Below are 24,829 nucleotides of genomic sequence, written 5' to 3' on the forward strand. Positions count from 1 at the left end.
ATACAATAGAGTTCATTAACATATAAATTAATATACAAATAATCCATGGAGGGTAAAATGATAAATTATATTTGGTTCGCAATATTAACTTTGGGTATAATTTGGGGAATGATTACAGGACGAGCAGATATAATGACACAGGCAATACTAGCCTCAACAAATAGTACTGTAGAAATAATTATAAAGCTTGCAGGGGTTATGTGTTTATGGTGTGGAGTAATGAAAATTGCAGAAAGAAGCGGTATGACAGAAATGTTAGCAAAGCTTTTAAGGCCCATTCTAAAAGTTATATTTAAAAAAGAAGGAAGAGATAAGGAATCTTTAGGTAGTATTGTTATGAATATTACTGCTAATATGATGGGAATATCCAATGCTGCCACTCCTTTTGGTATAAAGGCTATGGAAAATATGCAAAAGTTAAACCCCAATAAGGATACAGCTTCTAATGACATGGCATTATTTTTAGTTATAAATGCTGCATGTATTCAATTTATACCAACTACTGTAATTTCCATACGAGCAGCTACAGGCTCACAAAACCCAGCAGAGATAATAATTACAGCCATAATAACTACGGCTTCAGCAGCTATAGTGGGAATAATTTCATGTAAGATACTTCAGAAATATTTTTAGGAGGGAATTATGAATTTAGGTAATTTTCTTATTCCAGGGATTATAGGGCTAATAGTAACCTATGGAGTGATTAAAAAGGTAGAGGTATATAATTGTTTTGTAGAGGGAGCTAAAGACGGATTAAAGATATGCTTAAGGATTTTCCCTTATTTACTTGCTATGATACTTGCAGTATCTGTGCTTAGAGAAGCTAAGATATTAGACTTTATAACACAAATTAGTAATCCATTACTAAAGTATGTGGGTATTCCAGGAGAGATTTTACCTCTTCTGCTTATAAAGCCATTATCGGGGAGCGGAGCTTTAGGAGTTTTTACAGATGTTTTAACAACCTATGGACCAGATAGTTTTGTAGGAAGAGTGGCATCAACTATAATGGGTTCTACAGAAACAATATTTTATACAGTGACTATTTATTTTGGAGCAGTAGGAGTAAAAAAAATAAGACATACTCTATGGGCTGCGATACTTGCAGATTTAACAGCTGCTATAATGGCAGTAATTACTGTGAAATTGTTTTTTTATTGAAAAACATAAACCCCTACTTGACTAAGTAGGGGTCATAAGTTTTTTGAATTTCCTTTTAAATAGCATAAAAATTACTATGCCTTCAAAGGACCATTGTATGGCAGTTATCCACCAAACGTATATAACTGATAGGTTCAACTTGTATATGAAAATGAGAAGCAATGGAAATCTTATAACCCAACTAGATATTAAGGATACTATAAATGGGGTTTTGGTATCACCCATACCTTTTAGGGCCCCGCCAAGTATCATTGAGATTGCCATAAATGGTTGTTCTATAGAAGCAATCATAAGGCAAAGGGTGCCAAGACCTATTACTTCAAGTTCATTTGGCTTTATAAATAAGCTTATTAAAAATCTAGGAAATAGTAAAAAGGCTATGGAGCATATAACCATTATGCTTGTTCCAATTAATGTGCAAGTATAAGCGTATTCTTTTGCCCCGTTTAAATCTCTTTCTCCAATTTTATGCCCAACCAAAGTTGTAGCAGCTATGGCAACTCCATTTCCAGGCATAAATGATATAGATTCTATAGTAGTTGTAATTTGATTAGCTGCAAAGGCTGTTTTCCCTAAATACATAATTAATATAGTACCTAGCAGGCGTATCATAGAGAACACTCCTTCTTGCATTGATGAAGGAATTGAGAGCTTAATAAGCTCTTTAGCTCTGTAAGTATTTATATTTCTTATAAATTTAAAATGAGGTTTTATAGGAGACTTTTTTAGCGTATAAAAAGTTATAAATATAAAGCCAACTATATGTGCCATAGCTGTAGCTATAGCTGCACCTCGTATTCCGAGCTCTGGAAAACCAAGCTTTCCAAATATTAAAACCCAATCTAAAAATAAATTTATTATATTAATTAATCCAGATGCTAAAAGAGGGATTTTAGTATTTTTACCTGCTCTAAGAATTGAATTTAACACATTCATAAGCATATTAAAGAACAATCCTATAGAGGTGATTTTCATATATATTATTCCATTATTTAGCACAATATCCCTAGCACCAGAATAAAATAAAATTTTGGGTGCAAATATAAATGCTACAGATGAAATAGTAAGTGCTAGCATAGAGCCTATGGCAAGTCCTAAAGTTGCAAATTCTTCTGAAGCAGTGTTATCCTTGGAGCCAAGTTTTCTTGAGATAAGAGATACGGTTCCAACAGATATTCCCACGGAAATAAATACATTTACAAAGCTGTACATTATCTCTGAACTAAGGCCTACAGTACTTACAGCAGTTTCTCCACCATATTTGCCAACCATCATTGTATCAAGTACCCATATCATCATGTACAAGACCATTTCGCCAACTGCAGGAAGGGCTAATTTTAAAACATCCTTTATTATATCCTTGCGTATCAAATAAGTACCTCCTTTTAAGTAATAACATTGAAGCAAAGTTTATTAAAGCAATACACCACTAATTATAATACATTGTAAATAAGATAAGCAAAAACATATAAGTATATTTAAAAGAAATAAGTGAAATAATAGGAAAATCAACTAGTTGACATGGCAAAATATATGTATTAATATTAAAATTGAAATGCAATGATGGGAAGAGTAGTAAGTGGAAATGCTAAAAGAGAGTCGGATAAGGTGAAAGCCGATAGCATTTAGATTTATGAACATGGCCCCAGAGCAAAATATCTGAAATATTAAGTAGGATATTTCGGGTGCAGCCGTTAAAATGCAAAGTGAGTTTTCTCACTTATTGAGTCCTTTTTTGAGAAGAAAAGGAAAATTAGAGTGGTAACGCGTAAAAATGACGCCTCTATAAAGCATATAAGCTTTATAGAGGCTTTTTATTATATAAGAACTTTATCTAAGGAGGAATAGAAATTGAATAAAAAAACCTATTATATTACAACACCAATTTATTACCCATCAGCAAATTTACACATAGGAAATACTTATACAACAGTAGCAGCAGACGCCATGGCAAGATTTAAGCGTCTTACAGGCTATGATGTAATGTTTTTAACAGGCACAGATGAACATGGGCAAAAGATACAAAGACTTGCAGAAGCAAAGGGTGTAACACCTAAAGAATATGTAGATGAAATAGTTGCAGGTATAAAAAGCCTTTGGGGTATGATGAATATAAGCTATGATAAGTTTATAAGAACTACAGATGATTATCATATAAACTCTGTACAGGAAATATTTAAAAAACTTTATGATCAGGGAGATATATACAAGTCAGAATATGAAGGATGGTATTGCACTCCTTGTGAATCATTCTGGACTGAAACACAATTAACAGATGGGAAATGCCCAGATTGTGGAAGACCTGTAGAAAAGGCAAAAGAAGAAGCCTATTTCTTTAAGATGTCAAAGTATGCAGATAAACTTATAGAGCACATAGAATCCCATCCTGAATTCATACAACCAGAGTCCAGAAAAAATGAAATGATAAATAACTTCTTAAAACCAGGACTTCAAGATTTATGTGTATCAAGAACCTCTTTTGATTGGGGAATTCCAGTAAGTTTTGATGAAAAGCATGTTATATATGTTTGGATAGATGCTTTAGCAAATTATATAACAGCACTAGGATATAATACAGGTAATGAAGACATGCTAAATAAATATTGGCCAGCAGATGTTCATTTAGTGGGTAAAGACATCTTAAGATTCCACACTATTTATTGGCCTATAATGTTAATGGCACTTGGAGTTCCTCTTCCTAAACAAGTTTTTGGTCATGGATGGCTTTTAGTTGATGGAGGAAAGATGTCAAAGTCTAAAGGTAATGTAGTAGATCCAGTAGTCCTTGTAAATCACTTTGGTACAGATCCAGTAAGATACTATCTTTTAAGAGAAATTCCATTTGGTTCAGACGGAATATTTAATAACGAGTTATTTATAAAGAAAATTAACTCAGATCTAGCAAATGATTTAGGAAACTTATTATCTAGAACTACCGCTATGATAGAAAAATACTTTGACGGAGTGATCCCAAGTCCTACAGCAAAGGAAGATATAGATAACGATCTTATTTCTATAGCAACGGGTATATACTTAAAGGTTGAAAAGCACATGGATGATCTAAGAATACCTGAAGCTTTAGATGAGGTTTGGACACTTATAGGAAGAGCTAATAAATATATAGATGAAACCACTCCATGGATACTTGCAAAGGATGAAAGTAAGAAAGAAAGACTTGGCACAGTATTATATAATTTAGCAGAGTCATTAAGAATAATCTCAGTATTAATTTCTGCGTTCTTACCAGACACAAGTAAAAGAATAAATAATCAGCTTAATGTAGAAATCATCACTTGGGATAGTATTGCATCATTTGATGGAACAAGTGCAGGAACAAAGCTTGTGAAAGGAGACAATTTGTTCCCAAGAATAGATGTTGATGCTAAAATAGATGAATTAAATAAGTTAAAAGAAGAGCAAATGAAAAATACAGCTCCAGCTAAGGTGGAAATCCAGCCTTTAAAAGAAGAAATAACTATAGAAGACTTTGAAAAGGTAGATTTAAGAGTAGTTAAAGTAATAGAATGTGAGCCAGTTAAAGGTGCTAAAAAGCTTTTAAAGCTAAAGGTTGATTTAGGTGGAGAAGAAAGACAGGTAATATCAGGAATAGCAAAGTTTTATAAACCTGAAGAACTTGTGGGAAAATATGTAGTTTTAGTTGCAAATTTAAAACCTGTAAAATTAAGAGGGGAACTTTCTCAGGGGATGATACTTGCAGCTGCTACTGAAGATGATAGTAAATTATTTACTGTAGGGGTTCCAGAAGAACTTCCAACTGGAAGCATAGTAAGATAATAAATAGTTGTAAAAGGTTCAGGGTTATAATTGACCCTGGACTTTTTAATATCTAAGGCTTTTGGCAAAAATGTATACAAAAATTAAAATGTGGTATAATTTTAAAATAAGTATTTTCAAAGGAGATAGTATATGTATATTTTTGATTCTCATGCTCATTATGATGACGATTCATTTGATAAAGATAGAGAAAAACTAATAGAGGAAATTAGAAGTAATAATGTAATAGGTGTATTAAATTGTGGTGCATCCTTAGAAGGAGCTATAAAATCTGTTGAGCTATCAGAAAAATATGATTTTTTCTATGCAGCTGTAGGAATCCATCCAGAACATGCAGATGAGATAAATGATAGTACTATAAGCAAGATAAGAGAGTTAGCAAAGTCTAAAAAGGTTAGGGCTATTGGAGAGATAGGCTTAGATTATTATTGGGAGGAAAACCCGGATAGGGAAGTGCAAAAACAAGCTTTTATAAAACAAATGGAGTTAGCTAGAGAATTAAGTTTACCTGTAATAATACATGATAGAGATGCCCATAAGGATACCTTAGAGATAATGAAAATGTTTCCGGAGGTAATAGGGGTAGTGCATTGCTTTTCAGGAAGCGTGGAGTTTGCAAAGGAATGCCTAAGTTTAGGTTACTATATAGGGTTTACTGGAGTGGTAACATTTAAAAATGCAAAGAAAATTTTAGATGTAGCTAAGGTGGTTCCAGATGATAAAATATTAGTTGAAACAGATTGTCCGTATATGGCACCTGCTCCTTTTAGAGGAGAAAGAAACAGATCAGATTATATAAAATATATAATAGAAAAACTAGCAGAAATAAGAGATATCAGTGAGGAAGAAATTGGAAATTGGCTTATTTTGAATGTGAGGAAGTTGCTTAAAATATAATAATAGTGTAAAATTTGTATATATCAAAGATTAGATAACTTTTAATACCTAGAAGTAATGGTAATAATTCAAAGCGATGTATAATATAATTATATTAACATATTTTACCATTATATCCATCGAGAGGACTGTCTATATTAAATAAAACGCTATCATTAATTTTTATAAGGTTATTTATGTACAATGCTACATTTTAGATGGTCAAAGTACGAAAATTTGACAAAATGCGCCAAGTAAATTATAATAATCAAATGTTTGTGCATTTTGCCAATAGGAGGTTTTTGTGATGGAAAAGGTAAAAAGGTATCTAAAAAATCATTTTTCCAATGGTCCTAAGGCAGCATTTCTTGTATTACTAGTAGTAATAGGCGCAGCTATATTTATAACTAATACAAGAAAGACAGTTTATGTTTATATTGACGGAAAAGAAAATAAAGTAACTACTTTTAGACATACTGTAAATGATGTTTTAACATCTAATAACATAATACTAGGACCAAAGGATAAGACGTCAATTGGGATTGACAGTAAAGTAAAAAATCAAGATAAGATATATATTAAAAAAGCAATGGATGTACAGATCGAAGTAGATGGAAAGACATTAACTATGAACTCTGCAGAAAGTGATATAGAATCTATGCTTAAGGTAGAGGGGATAAAAGTTAATGAAACCGACAAAGTATTACCATCAAAAGATCAGCCATTAGAAAAGGGCTTAAAAGTTGCTATAATCAGAGTTGAAACTAAGACCATTAAGGAAGCAAAGGCTTTAGCTTACTCAACAGTTACAAAAAATGACGGTGGTTTGGATAAGGGTAAGCAAAAGATAGTTCAGTCTGGAAAGGCTGGAGAAAAATTAGTAACTACTAAGGTTACTTACGAAAATGGGAAAGAGGTTTCAAGAAAGGTTATAAGTGAAGCAGTAACTAAAAAGCCTGTACAAAAGGTAGTGGCTATGGGAACAAAGCCTAAGGTACAACCAGTATCTACTAAGTATTCTGCTTCTCGTGGATCAAGTAGTGAAGGTGGTAAAAGAATAATAAGTGTTAGATCTACAGCATACTCACCTAAAAAAGATTATGGAAGAGCCCTTACAGCATCTGGTATGGTTGCAGTAAGAGATGCTGATGGAACAAGTACTGTAGCAGTGGATCCAAGAGTGATTCCAATAGGTACTAAGCTATATATAGAAGGCTATGGTTATGCAATTGCTGCAGACACAGGACTTGCAATTAAAGGAAATAAGGTGGATCTTTTCTTTAATACACTTAGTGAAGCTAGAAATTGGGGAGCTAGATACGTAAATGTTCATATAATTAATTAAAGGAGCCTATGGCTCCTATTTTTATACTTTTAGGAGGAAAAAATGATTAAAGAAGTAATCGTAGTAGAAGGAAGAGACGATATTACTGCAGTGAAAAAGGCAGTGGATGCAGAAATGATTGCTGTAGGTGGATTTGGTATAAATGAAAGGGTTATAGATAGAATAAGGGAAGCTCAGAGAAGACAAGGAGTAATTGTACTTACAGATCCAGATTATGCTGGCCAAAAGATAAGAAACTTAATATCTAGAAAGGTTCCAGGGGTAAAGCATGCTTATATATCAAGAGATGAGGGAACAAAGGATGGAGATATAGGAGTAGAAAATGCAGCTCCAGAGGCTATAATAAAAGCATTAAATTCAGCTAAGTGTGAAGTTAAGGAAAAGAGGGAGGAATTTACCTTACAAGATTTGATTTTCTTTAAGCTAACTGGAAATAATAATGCTAAAGATAGAAGAGATAAGCTTGGCAAGATATTAAGAATAGGATATTGTAATACTAGTCAATTTGTTATCAGATTAAACAATTATGGAATAACAAAGGAAGAGTTTATAGAGGCGATTAAGCAAATGGAAAGGGAGAATAACAATGGATAATACAACACAACAAGTAGTAAATAAGTATAACTTTAAGTTTTCAAAGAGTTTAGGACAAAATTTTTTAATAGATGATCAAGTTTTAAGAGACATAGTAGCAGGTGCAGAAGTAAATAATGAGGACTTTATAATAGAAATAGGTCCAGGAGTCGGTACTCTTACAAAGGAACTACTTCAAGTAGCTAAAAAGGTTTGTGCAATAGAATTAGATAAAGACTTAATACCAATATTAAATGAAGAGCTAAGAGAGTTTCAAAATTTTGAGTTAATAAATAAGGATGCATTAAAGGTAAATTTTGATGAAATAATTGGGGAAGAAAAGTCTGTAAAGCTTGTGGCTAACTTACCATACTATGTAACTACACCCATAATTGTAAAGCTTCTTACAGAAGGATATAAATTCAAATCTTTAACAATAATGATCCAAAAGGAAGTAGCAGAGAGAATTGACGCAAATCCAAGTACCAAAGAATATGGAGCATTATCATTATTAGTTCAATATTATTGTGATACTGAGCTCGTTAGAAAGGTATCACCAGCTTCATTTATACCAAGACCTAAGGTAGATTCATCAGTAATAAAACTTAGTAAATTGGATAGTCCAAGAGTGAAGGTAGAGGATGAGAAATTATTCTTTAAAATTATAAGAGCTTCATTTAATATGAGAAGAAAAACACTTTGGAATGCTTTGAAAAGCCTAGGGCTTAGCAAAGATTTATTAGAAAATGCACTGCAGGAATGTGATGTGGATCCAAAAAGAAGAGGAGAGACACTCTCAATATATGAATTTGCTAACCTTTCTAACTCTATACATAGAAATAAATAAAAAATATTTATAAGTTTTATGTTAAATGGTCACTTTTTGAATGGAACCTCATATATTATAATGAATATAATATATGGGGGTACGTTAATTGGTACAGAAAAAGAATTATAGTAGGTACTTCATAATACTTCAGGAAGACGAAAAGGGTTTTGCTATAGCTTCCGATAAACCTCCTACAGGTTATGTAAAACTTGAAGTGAAAAATAATAAATGTAAGGTTTCTTATTATGTACAAAATTTAAAGAAAGAAACTACACCTTACTTTATGGCACTAGTTTCAGGGAAGAAGAATGGAAGCAGAATAATTAAGGTAGGAGAGTTAAACATAGATGGTTATGGAAGAACCGATGTTTCCTATGAATATCCTATAGAAGATATAGCATATGTAGGATTAAATGTAGAAAATGTTATAGGAGCAGCAATAGTTAAACTGCCTGATAAAAACATAGTGCCTGTACTTAGCGGATTTTTAACCACTGATATTCCAAAATGGAAAGAATTCTTGCTGCTGGAAGGAAAAACAAGAGCGGATGAGGAAGTTTCAGAAGAGAAAGATATATTTGATAAATATGAAGAAAATATTGAAACGGCTAAAAGGGAAGAAAACATAGCGGTTAAAGAAGAGGACCTTAAGGAAAATTTATCAGAAGAATTGAAGGTTACAGAAGAAGTTATAAAAGATGAAGAAAAAGTTAGGGCAGATGAAAGTATAAAAGATGAACCTGAAGTTATAGAAAGCAGCAAAGAACCTGAACTACAAGATGTAGATGATCATGTAAATGTTAGAGTAGAGAAAGAAGAAGAAAAGCCAATAGATAATCCAATGGATAATATAGAAGTTATAGTTGAACCTAATGAGGAATTATTTAGAGATAAGGATGATTTACCAAAGGGAAGAACAGGAGAGTTTTTCAAAAACTTAGTTAAGGACTATGATGAGGTAAAAGATATATCTAAAATAAAAAGATGTAAGTGGTATAGAATCCCTATAAAAGATATTAATAATATGTGTGGATTAAAAGACTATAATAAGTATGCGGTTATATACTACCCCATGATGAATTATTATCCTTATATTAAAAAACATGGATATTTCTTATTAGGATATAAATGCGACAGGGATGGAAAGTTAAAATGCTTAGTTTATGCGATTCCAGGAAAAAGAGATAGATGTGATCAGCCTTATGGAGGTAAATCTGGATTTGTTACTTGGGTTCCAGGTAGAGTAAAAGAAGATGAGGGATATTGGTTAATGTTTTACGATTTTAGAAAATCAACTATTCTGATTCCTGTAAAGTAGGTATGCAAATTTGCATACCTCTTTATATTAAATATATTTTTATAAAAATTAATAAATACAGCTTTCTTCACATATATTTTATTATTGATAAAGTATGTGGAGGTGAGAGATAACCTTTTAAGGTTTGAAGGTATGAGACTTATAATTGTAAATAAAAAGAGACTAGGTGTCACCATAATTATAGTAGGGCTTATGATAACTATGTTTGGTATTCAAAGTATATTCAAAGATAGTATAAAACTAACCTCCCTTATGCAAAGTAATATACATTCTTTAAAGGAATACTCTGCTTTAAATGGCAAGGTAACCTATAAACTTCCTTATGATTGGATTTCAGAAAAAAGAGATTTTGGTGGAGAAGAAATAATATACCATAACGATTTTCAAGCTAAGGATTTTAAGGTATATGGTTTTGTAGAAGTGTGGAACTTAAATCAAGACTTAAAAACTTTTATAGAAAGAAGTAAAGATATATCATTTAAACAAAATATTATAGAAGGATATAAGTTATCTAATGTAAAGATTAATGATAAGGATGCCTATTATATTGAATATACTTTAATAAATTCACAAAATATAAAGTATAAGGCATTTGAATATTTTATACCAGATAGTAACAAGTTTATAAGATTTTCTTTTTTCACAAGGGAAGATAATTTCAAGGAAAATATGCCCACTATATTCAAAGCTATAGTGGAAACATTAAAAATAAGTTAAAGCTGGTCTATTATTTTATAGACCAGCTTATTTTTTATAAATATATTTATATGCTATAATAATGGATAATGGAGGTGATAGGAAGTGAGGCCAGTATTGTTTATGTTATTTGCAAGGCCAATTTATGGATATGGCACAATGATAGCAATAGGCATATTAGCTGCATTGGCACTTTTAAATTCAAGAGTAAAAAGGAATAGTAATTATAAGGAAGATTATATTTATAATATGTCTTTAATAGCTATACTTTCAGGGATATTTGGAGGCAAGCTTTTATACATAATAACTGAGATAAGAAATGTAATAGAAAACCCTTTTATATTAAGGAATATTGGAAGCGGATTTGTCATATATGGGTCCATAATTGGGGGAGCTATATCAATATTTTTTTATTGCAAAAGAAAGAAGTGGGATGTGTTAGATACTTTTGATTTAATAATACCTTCAATACCTTTAGCACAAGGTTTTGGAAGAATAGGATGCTTGCTTGCAGGGTGTTGTTATGGAAAACCTACAAAGCTTCCTATAGGGATTGTATTTAACAATTCACCCTTTGCACCTTCAGCAGTACATCTTCACCCTACACAAATTTATTCATCTATATTTGATTTTTTATTAGCGATATTTTTAGTTTTGTATGATAAAAGAAATAATAAAAAGGGAAGTACGTTTGCATTATATATAATAATTTATAGTATAGGAAGAATAATAGTAGAAGTATTTAGAGGAGATTCAAGAGGTGAAATTTCAATATTATCTACATCTCAATTTATAAGTGTCTTTACACTAATCATTGGTGTGTTTATATTTAATGTAAGAAAGTCTAAAGCAAATTTTAATAATTAACCTAGGAGGTTAAGAAATTGATAAAGTTAAAAAAGTTTTTCAGGTTTAAATCTATGATTATTACACTTGTCTTAGTAAGTACTCTTTTTTCAGGATGTAATACATTAGAAAATATGAAGGTAAAATTAGGATTAAAAAATACAAATTTTGAATATATAAAGCAAAATAAGGTGCAAAAGATTGTAATACAAAATACCAGAGATCAAGGATATAGATTTATAGTAACAGATAAGAATGTAATAAAAGAATTATATGATATGCTATCTTCTGCAAAGGAAGTTGATGAAAAATCTACCCTTCAGCCAGATTACATATTTGAAATGCATGAGGCGCATGATAAAGTACATAAGTTTAATTATGTTGCAGGGTTAGATAAAAAAAGTGGTGGTAATCTTTATAGTGAAGATAAGACTTATATTGTATCAAAGAGAATAGATAATGATATTATAAAAAGTTTTTGGAACATAAGGATTCCCAAAGACTTTACAGATATATATTACGGTTCACTTATAGAAACTCTAAATAGCTATATAAAGGATACAAAAACAACAAAAAAAATAGGAGTGAACTTAGATGAGGATAGAGAAATTGCAAAATTTATTTTATCTACAGATTTAGAAGACTTTAAAAATAAGTTAAATGATAAAAATATAAATGGAGAACTAGTAAAAGCTAATCCTACAGAATATGATGTGCTAATGACAGTTAAAACCCAGGGATATAATAGGTTAATGTATAAGAGTATAATTACATTTTATAATAGGCAAGAAAAAAATACAGAACAGTATTATGTAGTTGCAAACTATGAAAATAGAAGTTGGCATTTGAATGCAACTAAAGACAAACCTAGTAACTTTTAGATATTAATATAATTTTTATAAGGGTTTTTATAACATTTTTTTAGTGCTATAATAAATAAAGTTTTACAATACATATTAAGGAGGAATAGAAATGAGTGATTGCAATAGTTGTCCTAGCAAAGGAAGCTGTAATAGTAATTCATCTACATGTTCTAAAGATGTGCCAAAGCACGGAAATATAAAACATATTATAGGAGTAATAAGTGGAAAAGGTGGAGTTGGTAAGTCAACAGTAACTGGTATTTTAGCGGTACAACTGCAGAAGGCTGGATTTAAAGTTGGAGTACTTGATGGAGATATAACAGGGCCTTCTATGCCAAGGTTTTTTGGCATAAACGAAGAACGAGCAGAAATACATCAAGTAGAAAATAGTGAAGAAGTAAAGTTTATACCTGTCCAAACATCTTTGGGTATAAAGGTAATATCCTTAAATCTTTTAACAGAGGAAGAAGAACAGCCGGTTATATGGAGAGGACCTGTAATAACTGGTGTATTGAAGCAAATGTATTCAGACACAGTCTGGGGAGATTTAGATTATCTTTTAATCGATATGCCTCCAGGAACAGGAGATATAGCATTAACTATAATGCAAAGCATGCCTGTAGAAGGAATGGTAGTTGTATCTACACCTCAAGATATGGTATCCATGATAGTTAAAAAGGTTGTAATAATGGCAGAAAAAATGGATGTAAAGGTATTTGGTGTAGTAGAAAATATGTCTTATGTACAATGTAATAATTGTAGTGAAAAGATTAGAGTATTTAGCAAAAAATCTGCTGAAGAGCAAGCTAAATACTTAGGAGTGCCTTTAATGGCAGAGATGCCTATAAATTTAGATTTAGCTGAAAGCTTAGAGAGCGGTCAAGCGGAAAGATTTGTGTTATTAAATGGGGATTATGATAAATTATTAGATAATTTTATAAAGCTAAGCAAGTAACTACTGCTAAAATTTAAATTTTAAAATTTAATAAAATAGTAATAAAGAATGACGAGTGGGGTAAAATATATATAGTTCAAAGTAAAAGGAGGAATTGTATTATGCAAGCATATGTTGATAAGGATCTTTGTATATCATGTGGACTATGTCCAGCAATAGCTGGGGATGTATTTGAAATGGATGACAGTACTGGAAAAGCAACAGTTGTAGTAGATGAAGTTCCATCAGGTTCAGAAGATGCTGCAAAAGAAGCAGAAGGAAGTTGCCCAACTAATGCCATAAAAGTAGAATAATAAAAATAATAAAAGCATGTAATGATTTTCATTACATGCTTTTCATTTAATGACTATGAATTGAATTTTTATTTAAAATGGAATATATTTGATTAACAGGAATTAGTGTAAGTATTACAATACAAATTAACCCATCTATTGCTAAATAAGAAGCATTGTATATAAGGGAGTATAAATAAGGTGACATTCCCTCTGGAGCATTACTTCCCCAAAATACCACACCTGAAATAAAGTGGAATGTAAATCTTCCTAATACAGCTATAACTGTGGCAATTAATTTTTTGTCTTTAAAAAAGCCTGCAAGACCTAGTGCCATAAATGGTAAAGGATAATCAAATAATACCTGTACAGGATGGAGGATATAAGGTCCTAAAATTAAGCTTAATATACCATACATAAAACCAGTTAGAAATCCTATTTCAGGTCCATAAAATAATGAAAGAAGAATAATAGGTACCATTCCACCTAATGTAATAGCTCCTCCGCTAGGTAATTCTGCGATCTTAAATAAATTAAGGAGTACAGATAATGCAAGACCAATACTTAATTGAGAAATTATTCTTACGGTTAAGGTAATCTTCTTAAGTCTTATAAATACCAGTATTATTAAAATTACTCCTGCAAGGGTTAATAAGGTTAGAGGATACTTAGATAATTCTAAGATTCCACTTTGTAAAGTTTTCATAATAGCCTCCTTTGTGCTAAAGGATATAAAAAATAAAAGTATTCCAGCACTGGAATACCTTATAAAGCGAGTCGAGACTGCTTCCCTACGCTGGTATTATCCAGATCAGGTGATAAGAGTTAATGACTAAATCATTTCTCAGCCGAGTTCGGCACCTCTAGCACGGTTTATTAATTTTATATAACTTATTATATAGTATTATATATGTATTTTCAAGAACGTTGTACTTATTAAAAGAAGTCTACAAGTTTATCATTTCCAGGATGAAGGGGACTAGGATCTACATTTACCATATCTCCGAGCTTTATATGCTCAGATAACGTAAGTCTGTTAATTTCCATAGTAGTACCATCTTCTAAAGCAACTAGGGCATCTGAGCCTATTAAATCTATTATCCGACCTTTCATGGGCAATACCTCCTTTTTAGTTAGTATTGCCTATAATTAAGTAAATTATTTTATTTTAATGTTTGCTTTTTTATCTAGTATGTGCCACCAAGTATTTCCTATATTTAAAGGGATAGGATTTCCGAGATTATCTAGAAGCTCTGTACTGGAATCTAAGCTAGATTGTTTCCACTTTCCCTTAACTACTTTACCGTTGCTTATAACTAGGCAATCTCCTTCACCAATTAGTCGTATATCAACATGTAAATTATCAGTTTGAAGTGTTATGTTTGTAAGCTGAATAACGATATTCTTTGCTTGTATAGGAATATTATTGTCTCTATTTACAGAAGGGGTACCATCCATATATTTAACATATAAGCCATCTTTAAGTATATAAGAAGTATTGTAATATTTATTTACTTTTATAGTAACTGAACTAGAACTATCAAGATTTGAATTTTCCCAATAGGATTTATTAAAATTATAAGTTGATGTAGGTTTAGCTATAAGATTTTTTTCTGAAATTAAATTTCTCATATTTTCTGTGGATGTATATAAGCTATGTTCATACTTTCTAGACTTATCCCGCCAATAATACTTTTCATATATAAATTCATTTAAGCTTGGCAAATTTTCAGTCTCAATTTGAGTTTTAGCTTCTTCGCTATATCCACAATGTCCAAAAGGTAATTTATGAAGTTTAGATAAGTCTAAAAAGTAAGGTCGCGCACTTCGAACTGGACCAATTTTTTCAGGACTATTTTTGTGAAATAAGGCAATGAATCTTGGAATTCCTCCTTCGGCCATGGTTTCATATACTATATCAGCATCTACAAGGCCAGATTGTGGGCGAGCATCCTTAGAATTTTCTACAATAACCATAAAGGGAATATTATTCAAGGCATCTTTAGAGACTTGTTCTCCAGTATAAGGCGATATATATTTTTCTGCCTTTTCAACTATGTTATCTTTTGATTTATCTTGGATATTTTTAGTGTTTTGAGTACAACTTGATAATAAAAGTATAAGAATTATTGAAATAAAAGATATAAGCTTTTTCATAATACCGCCCCCACCATAAAATAAATTCATTTTAGAATAATTTTACATTTTATGGATTTTATAATCAAACTTATAAACCTTATATTTAGGCGTATTTAATGTTAATTATTCACTTTTAAGTGATTTTACTGCAAATAACTCTCTTTTAAAAAATAATAAACTTATTATTAGAATAACAGTAAAAAATATAAGAAGAAGGAGTTAAACATGGAGATAGCTTTTTATAAACTGGTTTTATAAGCTGGTATAAAAACATTTTGCATAGTATAATGGGTTAGTGTTTGCGCAATATATAGTAGGGGAGGATTATGTGTATGCTACATGTTGTAAAAAGGGACGGAAGAAAGGTCTCTTTTAATTCTATGAAAATTACAAGTGCCATAAAGAGAGCGGCAGAGGAAACTGGATATAAAATAAGAGAAAGTGAGTTTATAGATTTAACTCAAAAGATAATTTCTAGTTTGGAGCAAAGAGAAGTTCAAGAAGTTACTGTAGAAGAAATACAAAACATAGTAGAAAAAGTTTTAGTTGGAAGTGAATATAAAGAAATAGGTTTTGTATATTCAAATTATAGAAGAGAAAGAACAAATATACGTGAAATAAAGTCAGATTTAATGAAGGCTATAGAAAAAATTGGAGTGGAAACCGATAGAGATAATGCCAATGTAGGAAATAACTTCTCATCTAAGCTTTTAAGAATAGCTAGTGAGTCAAATAAGTGGCATAATCTTGCAAGTATGCCTAAACATTTAGCTAAAGCACATGAGAATGGAGATGTATATTATCATGATCTTGATAGTTACAATTTGACAACAAATTGTTTACATATACCTACTAGAGAAGTTTTAGAGAGAGGGTTTAATACAGGATATGGAACTATAAGACCTCCTAGGAGAATAGAGTCAGCAGCAGAGCTTTCATGTATATTATTACAATCCACACAAAATGATATGTTCGGTGGGCAATCTCATCCTAATTTTGATAATGATATGGGAGTATTTGTAGATTATACTAGACAGGAGATCGCGAGAGAATTAAGGGAATATGGTATGGATGAAGATAAGATTGATTCTATAGTACATAAGAAGCTTAGAAAAACCATAGAGCAGGCTATGCAGGGTATAGTGTACAACCTAAACACTATGCATTCTCGTGCGGGATCCCAGGTTCCATTTAGTTCAATTAATATAGGAATACCAGAAAATGATGATGCAGCATTAGTATGCGAAATATTCCTTTTGGAGTATGAAAAGGGATTAGGTAATGGAGAACAACCAGTATTTCCAAATATAATATTTAGGGTAAAGGATGGAGTAAATAAAAAGAAGGAAGATCCATACTATTATCTATTTAAACTTGCATGTAAAGTAGCAAGTAAAAGAATGAATCCAACTTTTATGAATATAGATGCAGACTTTAATCTTGAATACTATAATCAAGGATATATTCCAGCAACTATGGGATGTAGAACTCGAGTTCAATCAAATATAAATGGAGAAGCAGAGGTAAAGGGAAGAGGGAACATTGCACCCACAACTATAAATTTACCTAGAGTAGGGATACTTGCAAAGGGTGACTTAGATAAGTTCTTTGAACTTTTACAAGGTAGATTAGAATTAGCTAAGGAATCATTAATCCATAGATATGAGATACTTAAGAGATTAAAGGTCAAGGATCTTCCATTTGTAGCAGGGCAGGGACTTATGAAGGGCTCAGAAGGATTGCTTCCTGATGATTCTATAGAACCAATATTAAAGCAAGGTACTTGGGGAATAGGGTTTATAGGACTTGCAGAGACATTAATTGCCTTAACTTCACATCATCATGGTGAAAGTGAGCATGCAAGGGAGCTAGGAATAAAGATAATATCATATATAAGAAACTTCACAGACAAAGCTACAGAAGAGACAAAATTGAATTGGAGTGCTTATGCAACTCCAGCAGAGGGTTTAAGTGGCAAATTTGTATTACAGGATAAAAAGATATTTGGAGAAATAAAGGGAGTTACAGATAAAAAGTACTATACAAACAGTTATCATATACCAGTTGGATTTCCAATATCTATAAAGGATAAAATAGATATAGAAGCGCCTTATCATGCAATATGCAATGGCGGGCATATAACATATATAGAGTTAGATGATTACCCAACAGAAGATGTAATAATGGATATTTTAAGCTATGCTTATAGTTATACTAATATAAATTATTTAGGGATAAACTTTCATATTAAATATTGTAAGGAATGCGGAACTTATTTAAATAATGAAGAAGATAATTGCCCTAAATGTGGTAGTGAAAATATTCAAGGGATTTCTAGAGTTACAGGATATTTAAGTCTAGATGAAAGATTTGGAGCAGGAAAAGTAGCTGAAAGAAATGACAGGTTATCTCATACTAATCATATTTCATTTTACAATAAGGGTAATTTATAATGAACTATTTGCAAATAGCAGGTTTTTTAGATAATTCACTTACAAATGGAGAAGGGTTGAGGTCAGTGGTATATGTTTCAGGATGCAACCATAAATGCAAGGGTTGTCATAATGAAGCTATGCAGGATTATGACTACGGAGATAAAGTTTTAATAGAGGAAGTTCTTCAAAGAATTAAAAATAATATTCCAGTGGTTAAAGGAGTTACTTTTTCTGGAGGAGAACCCTTTGAGCAAGCACAGGTTTTATCAAGATTGGCTAGTGAAATAAGAAAACTTGACTTAAACATTTGGTGTTACACTGGATTTACCTTTGAAGAGATTACAAATGATATATCTAATAATAAACAGTGGATGGAATTGCTAAATCAAATAGATATATTGGTAGATGGAAGGTTTGAAGAAGGCAAGAAGGACAGAAAATTAAAGTATAAGGGATCTTCAAATCAGCGAATAATAGATGTTAAAAAATCACTTGAAAAAAGGGAAGTTATATTATTCATTCCTTGAAGTATTAATATAAAACATATATAATACATATTAACGAATTTCATTTGTAGGGGTGAAAAAATGAAAGACACAAGAGATATAGAAGTTTGTGGATGCTGTGAAATACATAGCGATTGTGTGCAATGTGTAAAAAAGGATATGCTTGATAATAATACATTTATGGGACTTGCGGAGTTATTCAAGGTTTTAGGGGATTATACTAGAATAAAAATCATATATGCTCTTTTAAAAAAGGAATTATGCGTTTGTGATATAGCAGAGCTCTTAGATATGAGTCAATCATCTATATCTCATCAACTTAGAACATTAAAGGCTGCAAGGCTTGTTAAGTTTAGAAAAGAAGGTAAGGTTGTTTATTATTCTCTTGATGATGAACATATAGAGCATATACTAAATGCTTCTTTAGAGCATGTAGAACATAATTAAAAAAGGGGGCTGTCGCACAAAGAATAAAAGCTACAATATATTGTATTAGATTTTTAAATTCTAAAACAATATATTGAGGTTTAATTTCTTAATGCGACAGCCCCTTTTATTTGTAATTTAATATGAAGACTTCATTGGTCATGTCAGAAATGTCTCCAGTTATATTTATAAAGTTGTCATTTGACTTTTTTACATTTTTCATAAATGTTAAAAAGTTCTCCACGCCATCTAGTGGGAAAGAAAGTGCAGGAGTTTTGTAATGCATGGGTATAATTATACGGCTTTTTAAGGATTTTGTAAGTTCATAAGCTGTTTTAGCGTCAATGGTGTAATTTCCTCCTACAGGTATCAGCAGGATATCGATATTTCCCAGGGAAATAATTTCATCTTTACTTAGAGTGTGCCCTAAATCCCCCAAATGGCATATTTTATAACCATCTACAGTAATTACATATATAGTGTTTTCTCCGCGCTTAGTACCCTTTGTTTCATCGTGAAAAGATGGGAACCCTATAATGGGAATATCGCATAGGTTAAATGCTCCAACCTTGTCTAGTATATGAACTTTTGATGAGTCTAGGTTTTTCGTGAAATCATGATCAAAATGATGATGACTTATTGTTACAACATCTACATCTCCATTGAAAGTTTTATATCCTACACTTTCATCAAAGGGGTCGGTAAGAATCTTCCTGCCTTTAGAATCTTCAATTAAAAATGAAGAATGGCCTAGCCAAGTAATTTTCATGTATAGCACCTCTTTTAAAATTATAGTAGTTATATTATAACTCTATTTATAGTTCTTTATTTTATATATTTAAGAAATTTTTAAAAACGTACATATGAGAGATATTTTTCTGAAAATAAGAAAATAAGCTTTTTGTTGACAAGCTGATTTTCTATTGTTATAATATTCTCATAAAACGAATTAAATAATTACTGTTCATTATAGCGGTATGCAGACGAATATTAAAAATTTGTATACATAAGTATGATGAAGCCGGTTTTCTTAAATATTAAGAGAACCGGCTTATATTTTTTGAGGAGGATGGTTATATGTTAACAAAAAATAACCCTATTGGAGTAATGGATTCAGGAGTAGGTGGACTTACTACAGTAAAGGAACTTCAAAAACTAATATCAACAGAGAACCTAATATACTTTGGGGATAATAAAAATGTACCTTATGGAAATAAAACAGAAGAAGAAATAATACACCTTACCAGAGGAGCTATAGAATTTTTAATTAGTGAAGGAGCTAAGGTGATAGCCGTAGCATGCAATACAATATCAACTATCATAGATAAGATAGCAGCAGATTATGATGTGAAAATAATAAAGGTTATAGATCCAGTGGTAGATTACATTAAAAATAGTTTAAGTGTAGATAAAGTGGGATTAATAGCTACCAATTTTACTGTAAAAAGTGGATATTATGATAGAATGCTAGGAGATATAAAGGTATATGGAAAAGGTTCACCAGAGCTTGCTGCTATGGTTGATAGTGGAAAGATAGATAGGGAAGAGGCTAAAAGAGCTATAAGAATTCATATGGAAGATGTGTTAAAGGCTGGTGGAGATATTAAACATGTAATACTTGGTTGTACTCATTATCCTATAATAAAGGATATATTTGAAGAATGCTATCCAGAAATAAATTTTATAAATCCTGCATATGAGCAAGCTGTAGCTGTTATAAATTACTTAAAGGAAAATTCTCTTTTAAAAGAAGAAGGGGATGGAAGCTTTAAAGTATATACTACAGGAGTATCAGAGCCATATAATGTAATAATGAATATGTTAAATATGAAAATGCCTGAAGAAATAATTAAATATGAAAAAGAGCTAGCTTTAGTTTAATTTTAAATTCAGACTGTTATTTTAAATAACAGTCTGAATTTTTGTGTAAAATATTTAATTTTTTAACAATTCCGTAATAAATTATTGTATAATTTTAATATAAGATTTTCCGTAATATCTAAGAGGAGGAAAGATGATGAAATATGAAAAGAACACAATATACATCACGGGAATTGCACATTCTAATAGCAGTGATCCAATCACAGTGCAGTATAACATTTTTTTCCTAGGAGTAATAATAAATAAGGACACATCACAGATAGTTGATATAGCATGTAATGCTATAAGCCCCATTACTGTAGAGTTTATAAAATCTATTATAATTGAACACAACATAGTAGATGACATTCAAAAAATTATTTGTGAAATACAAGAAAGATTTTTTGGGACTTCACAAAAAGCTCTTATTGTAGCCCTTAAGGATGTACATAACAAGTATTTGGTAGAATTAAAAAAACACAAAAAGTAACAATAAAATAAATATAAAAGGAGAAAAGATGGGTGGACATTATAGTAACCTTTATAATTTGTTTTGTGATTCTTATAGGTAGTGTACTTAAAGGGGTATATATAGGGTATCCTCTTATACTAAGCCTTATGTTATTTATATACACTGCAACAAGAAAAGGATTTCCTATAAAAGATGTATTAAAAATGGCGTATAAGGGTGGAAAAAAATCTCTCGTGGTAGTAAAGATATTTTTAATTATAGGTGGGATAACAGGAGTTTGGATGGCTAGTGGTACTGTACCATCACTTGTTTTCTATGGTATGAAGTTTTTAAAGCCACAACTTTTCATATTATTTGCATTTTTAATAAGTTCATTTGTATCCTTTCTTATAGGTACATCTCTTGGAACTGTTAGCACTGCAGGTTTGGCTCTAATTGTAGTCGCAAGAGGAGGAGGAGTAAATGAAGTAATTACAGCAGGTGCAATTATTTCTGGAATATATTTTGGTGATAGATGTTCCCCTATGTCCTCTAGCGCTAGTTTAGTTGCTACTTTAACAGAAACAGAGCTTTATACAAATATAAAAAACATGTTTAAAACAGCCATAGTCCCATTTGCATTAGCCGTAGTATTTTATACATTTTATTCCTACAAATATCCTCTAAATACAATTGGATCCACTATAGCAGATGAAATTGTAAAGGTTTTTAATGTTGGAATTATAGTACTATTACCAGCATTTTTAATTTTACTACTCTCACTTTGTAGGGTTAATGTCAAGGCATCCATGTTTATAAGTATAATTGCGGCAATATTTATAAGTATGATAGTGCAACATAACAGTTTTGTTAGTTCTCTTAAATATGTATTTTTAGGATATGTTATGGAAAATGATAGCCCTCTTAGAACTATAATGAAAGGTGGAGGGGTAATATCTATGTTAAAAGCATCTATAGCTGTATTCATATCCTCATCTTTTACCGGAATCTTTGAGGGAACTGAAATGTTAAAGTCTGTAGAGAGCTTAATTAATAAGGCCCAAAATAGGCATCAGCTATTTTTGGCAACTGTTGCTACAAGCACAATAACTGCAGCTTTTGGGTGTAGCCAGACCTTATCGGTTATATTAACTCATATGTTAGTAAGGGATGCTTATGAGAAAAATTCCATAAGTAAGTATGATTTAGCTATAGATTTAGAAAACACAGCTATAGTTATTTCAGCCTTTATACCTTGGAATATTGCATTACTAGTTCCTCTTACTACTCTTAATGTAAGCGTGAGCTCAGAACTTTATGCAAGTTACTTGTATTTTATACCACTAGTAAGTTATGTTTTTTATAAAGTTGGTAGTTTAAAGTTAAATAAAGATATGAATATAACTACCTAATTATAGATTTAGATGAATTTTTAATATATTTTAAATTTTATGTGGAAAACTGAAGTAATCCTAATTATAATATAATTGTAGCTTAAGATAATAAACTTGCTACATATGAATGTGAGTATAAATTTTGGGGGTGGCGAGTTGAGAAGAAACAAAATGCTGTTTTTAATAATATCATTTATGTTAAGTTTCTTGTTTTTAAGTAATGCTGTTGTATATGCAGCAGAAGACTATATGCAATGGAAGACTACGTATAGTATTTCAGATTTAGGTAAAAGTTGGAATGTAAAGTTTAATTATCCTATAAATGCGAGTTCAGTGAATGAAAGTAATTTCAAAATGATAGATGATTCTGGGCAGAATATTGGAATAAATCCTGTTTTAAATTCGGATAATAGGTCCGTAACAGTAGCTTTAAAATCAGGAGTAAAATATGAAGTTGGAAAAACCTATACTTTGACTATAAGCAAAAATGTAAAAAAGACTTCGGGAGATACGTTAAAACAAGATGTAAAAATGAATTTTACTGTAAAGTCTTCACCAGTGGATCCACCAGTAAGTAATGATTTCAAGGTGGTATTAGATGCAGGCCATGGTGGCCAAGATGATGGAATAACCGGACTTAATGGATTGAAAGAGAAGGATTTAGCTTTAAGTGTAGCATTAAGAGCTGGAGAAATTTTAGAACAAAAAGGTATCGAAGTAATCTATACTAGAATAAATGATGATATAAATTGGGCAGCTGATGATATGAATTCACGTTTTGCACAGCTTAGTACATCTGGTGCCAGCTATGTAGTAAGTATACATGCCAATTTAGCAGGAAGTATGGATGCTTCTGGTCTTGAAACGTTCTATATGTCGGGAAATAGCAAATCTCAGACGCTAGCAAGCTTATTACAAAGTAACATGGTCTCAAAAACAGGTGCTATCAATAGGGGGATTAAGACTGGATCAATGCCAGAGTTTACAGCACTTCCTAACATGCCTACTGCTAAGGTGTTTTTGGGATTTTTAAGTAATCCAGATGAGGAAGATAAGCTTTCTGATTTAGCTACTCAATATAAGTATGCAGAAGGAATAGCAAATGCTATAATGCAAGTTAAAAGTTCTGCATCAGCTATTACAGATATCGCAGAAAAAGATGTTATAAAGTCAGTAACTGAGGGAGGCACAATTATACTTCCAACTACCGTTACTGCAACAAGAAATAATGGAACTAAAGAACAAGTTGCTGTGAAGTGGGACAAGCCTTCAGTGAATACAAGTACGGCCGGTACATATACTCATATAGGAACTGTCGATGGATATTCGGGAAAAATTGTATGGACTATTTTAGTAACTAAAAGCGGTAAATATACTGTGGTTGTAGACCCGGGACATGGAGGATATGATCCTGGGGCTGTAGGACCTACAGGACTTAAGGAAAAAGATGTTGCTCTATCTGTAGGTTTAAAACTTGGCAAGCTACTAGAAGCTAAAGGAATAAGAGTTGTATATACACGAAGCAGTGATGTTGTATCATGGCCATCTAATGTTTCTCTAGATTTACAAAAGAGGGTATTAATATCAAATCAGGCTAATGCAAATTACTATGTATCTATTCATTGTAATTCAGCTACACCTGCTGCCAATGGAACAGAAACCTACTGGTGGGATGGAGGAAGTACTGCAAGTCAAAGACTAGCAAGCTATGTTCAACAGGAACTTCTAAGTAAACTTGGGACTGTAGATAGAAAGGTCAAAACAGCAGGATTTTATGTTATTAAGTATACAGATGCTCCTGCAATACTTGCAGAACTTGAATTTATAAGTAATCCTACAGGGGAAAAAAATCTAAGAAGTGTAGAATTTCAGGATAAGTCTGCTCAGGCTTTGGCAAATGGAATATTTAAAGCACTAGGAATGTAGTAAAATCAATTGACAATAAAATTTTAATATACTATAATATAATAAAATTTCACTTAGATTAATATTATTAGTTAAAAGCAGTGAAAAGGAAAAGTATTTAAAGTCTATAGCTTACAGAGAGTGGAGATTGGTGAAAATCCATAGTTTATAGTTTAAAGAAAAT

Annotated in this window: 25 protein-coding genes, 1 riboswitch and 2 other annotated features (1 of these 28 cut by a window edge); of the genes, 20 read left to right on the forward strand and 5 right to left on the reverse strand. The window is 31.4% G+C overall.

The features are described from left to right. Window positions 1–57: 57 nt before the first annotated feature. Both DP68_RS00125 and DP68_RS00130 read left to right on the forward strand, forming a co-directional pair. On the forward strand, window positions 58–633 hold the full coding sequence (locus tag DP68_RS00125; protein ID WP_035304588.1) for a nucleoside recognition domain-containing protein: 576 nt from the start codon (window positions 58–60) through the stop codon (window positions 631–633). Window positions 634–642: 9 nt separating this feature from the next. Further along, entirely contained in the window at window positions 643–1,161 is a 519-nt protein-coding gene (locus DP68_RS00130; RefSeq protein ID WP_035304591.1) for a nucleoside recognition domain-containing protein, read from the forward strand. A gap of 21 nt (window positions 1,162–1,182) precedes the next feature. Here the strand turns inward: DP68_RS00130 and DP68_RS00135 are convergent, their stop codons facing one another. Continuing rightward, entirely contained in the window at window positions 1,183–2,532 is a 1,350-nt protein-coding gene (locus DP68_RS00135; protein ID WP_035304594.1) for an MATE family efflux transporter, read from the reverse strand. Between the two features lie 180 nt (window positions 2,533–2,712). Next, window positions 2,713–2,949: a binding site (T-box leader), on the forward strand. 63 nt (window positions 2,950–3,012) lie between these two features. On the opposite strand from DP68_RS00135, the gene metG reads away from it, so the two are divergent. The 11 genes from metG (at window position 3,013) to DP68_RS00190 (ending at window position 13,550) form a co-directional block, all read left to right on the forward strand. Beyond that, window positions 3,013–4,956 carry a methionine--tRNA ligase gene (gene metG, locus DP68_RS00140; protein WP_035304596.1) on the forward strand — a complete coding sequence of 648 codons (1,944 nt, stop codon included), beginning with the start codon at window positions 3,013–3,015 and terminating at the stop codon, window positions 4,954–4,956. A gap of 132 nt (window positions 4,957–5,088) precedes the next feature. After that, the gene (locus tag DP68_RS00145; protein ID WP_035304598.1) at window positions 5,089–5,853 is read left to right on the forward strand and encodes a TatD family hydrolase; all 765 of its coding nucleotides are present in this window, start codon (window positions 5,089–5,091) and stop codon (window positions 5,851–5,853) included. A gap of 286 nt (window positions 5,854–6,139) precedes the next feature. Then, a complete protein-coding gene (locus tag DP68_RS00150) occupies window positions 6,140–7,177 on the forward strand; it encodes a G5 domain-containing protein (RefSeq protein ID WP_291546733.1) in 1,038 nt (345 codons plus the stop codon). 42 nt (window positions 7,178–7,219) lie between these two features. Next, window positions 7,220–7,771, forward strand: a complete 552-nt coding sequence (gene rnmV, locus DP68_RS00155; protein ID WP_035304604.1) for a ribonuclease M5 — start codon at window positions 7,220–7,222, stop codon at window positions 7,769–7,771. After that, on the forward strand, window positions 7,764–8,597 hold the full coding sequence (gene rsmA / locus DP68_RS00160; protein ID WP_035304608.1) for a 16S rRNA (adenine(1518)-N(6)/adenine(1519)-N(6))-dimethyltransferase RsmA: 834 nt from the start codon (window positions 7,764–7,766) through the stop codon (window positions 8,595–8,597). Before rnmV ends, rsmA begins: the two co-directional genes overlap by 8 nt. An 88-nt stretch (window positions 8,598–8,685) precedes the next feature. Beyond that, window positions 8,686–9,897, forward strand: a complete 1,212-nt coding sequence (locus DP68_RS00165; RefSeq protein ID WP_035304612.1) for a hypothetical protein — start codon at window positions 8,686–8,688, stop codon at window positions 9,895–9,897. Between the two features lie 132 nt (window positions 9,898–10,029). Beyond that, on the forward strand, window positions 10,030–10,614 hold the full coding sequence (locus DP68_RS00170) for a hypothetical protein (protein WP_035304615.1): 585 nt from the start codon (window positions 10,030–10,032) through the stop codon (window positions 10,612–10,614). Window positions 10,615–10,698: 84 nt separating this feature from the next. Next, window positions 10,699–11,460 carry a prolipoprotein diacylglyceryl transferase gene (locus DP68_RS00175; protein ID WP_035304617.1) on the forward strand — a complete coding sequence of 254 codons (762 nt, stop codon included), beginning with the start codon at window positions 10,699–10,701 and terminating at the stop codon, window positions 11,458–11,460. 17 nt (window positions 11,461–11,477) lie between these two features. Continuing rightward, a complete protein-coding gene (locus DP68_RS00180) occupies window positions 11,478–12,320 on the forward strand; it encodes a hypothetical protein (RefSeq protein WP_291546737.1) in 843 nt (280 codons plus the stop codon). A gap of 91 nt (window positions 12,321–12,411) precedes the next feature. After that, complete coding sequence (locus DP68_RS00185) at window positions 12,412–13,257, forward strand: Mrp/NBP35 family ATP-binding protein (RefSeq protein WP_035304618.1); 846 nt, start codon at window positions 12,412–12,414, stop codon at window positions 13,255–13,257. A 101-nt stretch (window positions 13,258–13,358) separates the two neighbouring features. After that, window positions 13,359–13,550 (forward strand): ferredoxin, encoded by a 192-nt coding sequence (locus DP68_RS00190; RefSeq protein WP_035304620.1) that lies wholly within the window; start codon window positions 13,359–13,361, stop codon window positions 13,548–13,550. Between the two features lie 46 nt (window positions 13,551–13,596). Here the strand turns inward: DP68_RS00190 and thiT are convergent, their stop codons facing one another. The 3 genes from thiT to DP68_RS00200 form a co-directional block, all read right to left on the reverse strand. Beyond that, window positions 13,597–14,235: an energy-coupled thiamine transporter ThiT gene (gene thiT, locus DP68_RS00195; protein WP_035304622.1), complete on the reverse strand. Its 639-nt coding sequence runs from the start codon at window positions 14,233–14,235 to the stop codon at window positions 13,597–13,599. A gap of 65 nt (window positions 14,236–14,300) precedes the next feature. Continuing rightward, window positions 14,301–14,404, reverse strand: a riboswitch (TPP riboswitch). Between the two features lie 61 nt (window positions 14,405–14,465). Then, complete coding sequence (locus DP68_RS19395) at window positions 14,466–14,642, reverse strand: hypothetical protein (RefSeq protein ID WP_186428701.1); 177 nt, start codon at window positions 14,640–14,642, stop codon at window positions 14,466–14,468. Between the two features lie 45 nt (window positions 14,643–14,687). Next, window positions 14,688–15,686 carry a DUF3048 domain-containing protein gene (locus DP68_RS00200; protein WP_035304625.1) on the reverse strand — a complete coding sequence of 333 codons (999 nt, stop codon included), beginning with the start codon at window positions 15,684–15,686 and terminating at the stop codon, window positions 14,688–14,690. A 314-nt stretch (window positions 15,687–16,000) separates the two neighbouring features. Here DP68_RS00200 and DP68_RS00205 point away from each other — a divergent pair, with 314 nt between their 5' ends. Genes DP68_RS00205 through DP68_RS00215 form a run of 3 tightly spaced genes read left to right on the forward strand, consistent with a single transcriptional unit; the run spans window position 16,001 to window position 19,056 of the window. Continuing rightward, entirely contained in the window at window positions 16,001–18,121 is a 2,121-nt protein-coding gene (locus DP68_RS00205; protein ID WP_035304628.1) for an anaerobic ribonucleoside triphosphate reductase, read from the forward strand. Further along, window positions 18,121–18,630, forward strand: a complete 510-nt coding sequence (gene nrdG / locus DP68_RS00210) for an anaerobic ribonucleoside-triphosphate reductase activating protein (protein ID WP_035304631.1) — start codon at window positions 18,121–18,123, stop codon at window positions 18,628–18,630. The genes DP68_RS00205 and nrdG overlap by 1 nt, the downstream gene beginning before the upstream one ends. A 60-nt stretch (window positions 18,631–18,690) precedes the next feature. Continuing rightward, the gene (locus tag DP68_RS00215; RefSeq protein WP_035304634.1) at window positions 18,691–19,056 is read left to right on the forward strand and encodes a metalloregulator ArsR/SmtB family transcription factor; all 366 of its coding nucleotides are present in this window, start codon (window positions 18,691–18,693) and stop codon (window positions 19,054–19,056) included. 106 nt (window positions 19,057–19,162) lie between these two features. Here DP68_RS00215 and DP68_RS00220 read toward each other — a convergent pair whose 3' ends face one another. Next, the gene (locus tag DP68_RS00220) at window positions 19,163–19,804 is read right to left on the reverse strand and encodes an MBL fold metallo-hydrolase (RefSeq protein ID WP_035304637.1); all 642 of its coding nucleotides are present in this window, start codon (window positions 19,802–19,804) and stop codon (window positions 19,163–19,165) included. 308 nt (window positions 19,805–20,112) lie between these two features. On the opposite strand from DP68_RS00220, the gene murI reads away from it, so the two are divergent. The 4 genes from murI to DP68_RS00240 all read left to right on the forward strand — a co-directional run bounded on the left by murI (window position 20,113) and on the right by DP68_RS00240 (window position 24,666). After that, window positions 20,113–20,916, forward strand: coding sequence for a glutamate racemase (gene murI / locus DP68_RS00225; protein WP_035304638.1), 804 nt, complete (start codon window positions 20,113–20,115; stop codon window positions 20,914–20,916). 136 nt (window positions 20,917–21,052) lie between these two features. Further along, window positions 21,053–21,385: a DUF3870 domain-containing protein gene (locus tag DP68_RS00230; RefSeq protein ID WP_035304641.1), complete on the forward strand. Its 333-nt coding sequence runs from the start codon at window positions 21,053–21,055 to the stop codon at window positions 21,383–21,385. Between the two features lie 32 nt (window positions 21,386–21,417). Next, entirely contained in the window at window positions 21,418–22,758 is a 1,341-nt protein-coding gene (locus DP68_RS00235; RefSeq protein WP_035304643.1) for a Na+/H+ antiporter NhaC family protein, read from the forward strand. Between the two features lie 138 nt (window positions 22,759–22,896). Next, the gene (locus DP68_RS00240) at window positions 22,897–24,666 is read left to right on the forward strand and encodes an N-acetylmuramoyl-L-alanine amidase (protein ID WP_052085568.1); all 1,770 of its coding nucleotides are present in this window, start codon (window positions 22,897–22,899) and stop codon (window positions 24,664–24,666) included. 71 nt (window positions 24,667–24,737) lie between these two features. Beyond that, window positions 24,738–24,829, forward strand: a binding site (T-box leader) (it continues 125 nt past the right edge of the window).

This window comes from Clostridium sp. HMP27, from assembly GCF_000765165.1.
Lineage (GTDB): Bacteria > Bacillota > Clostridia > Clostridiales > Clostridiaceae > Clostridium_AK.

Coding starts and splice junctions, on each gene's coding strand:
- DP68_RS00200 (WP_035304625.1), bottom strand. CDS start 15,686: ATGAAAAAGCTTATATCTTTTATTTCAATAATTCTTATACTTTTATTA.
- rnmV (WP_035304604.1), top strand. CDS start 7,220: ATGATTAAAGAAGTAATCGTAGTAGAAGGAAGAGACGATATTACTGCA.
- DP68_RS00150 (WP_291546733.1), top strand. CDS start 6,140: ATGGAAAAGGTAAAAAGGTATCTAAAAAATCATTTTTCCAATGGTCCT.
- DP68_RS00205 (WP_035304628.1), top strand. CDS start 16,001: ATGCTACATGTTGTAAAAAGGGACGGAAGAAAGGTCTCTTTTAATTCT.
- thiT (WP_035304622.1), bottom strand. CDS start 14,235: ATGAAAACTTTACAAAGTGGAATCTTAGAATTATCTAAGTATCCTCTA.
- DP68_RS00190 (WP_035304620.1), top strand. CDS start 13,359: ATGCAAGCATATGTTGATAAGGATCTTTGTATATCATGTGGACTATGT.
- DP68_RS00220 (WP_035304637.1), bottom strand. CDS start 19,804: ATGAAAATTACTTGGCTAGGCCATTCTTCATTTTTAATTGAAGATTCT.
- DP68_RS00230 (WP_035304641.1), top strand. CDS start 21,053: ATGAAATATGAAAAGAACACAATATACATCACGGGAATTGCACATTCT.
- nrdG (WP_035304631.1), top strand. CDS start 18,121: ATGAACTATTTGCAAATAGCAGGTTTTTTAGATAATTCACTTACAAAT.
- DP68_RS00125 (WP_035304588.1), top strand. CDS start 58: ATGATAAATTATATTTGGTTCGCAATATTAACTTTGGGTATAATTTGG.
- DP68_RS00145 (WP_035304598.1), top strand. CDS start 5,089: ATGTATATTTTTGATTCTCATGCTCATTATGATGACGATTCATTTGAT.
- DP68_RS00215 (WP_035304634.1), top strand. CDS start 18,691: ATGAAAGACACAAGAGATATAGAAGTTTGTGGATGCTGTGAAATACAT.
- rsmA (WP_035304608.1), top strand. CDS start 7,764: ATGGATAATACAACACAACAAGTAGTAAATAAGTATAACTTTAAGTTT.
- murI (WP_035304638.1), top strand. CDS start 20,113: ATGTTAACAAAAAATAACCCTATTGGAGTAATGGATTCAGGAGTAGGT.
- DP68_RS00130 (WP_035304591.1), top strand. CDS start 643: ATGAATTTAGGTAATTTTCTTATTCCAGGGATTATAGGGCTAATAGTA.
- DP68_RS19395 (WP_186428701.1), bottom strand. CDS start 14,642: ATGAAAGGTCGGATAATAGATTTAATAGGCTCAGATGCCCTAGTTGCT.
- DP68_RS00170 (WP_035304615.1), top strand. CDS start 10,030: ATGAGACTTATAATTGTAAATAAAAAGAGACTAGGTGTCACCATAATT.
- DP68_RS00185 (WP_035304618.1), top strand. CDS start 12,412: ATGAGTGATTGCAATAGTTGTCCTAGCAAAGGAAGCTGTAATAGTAAT.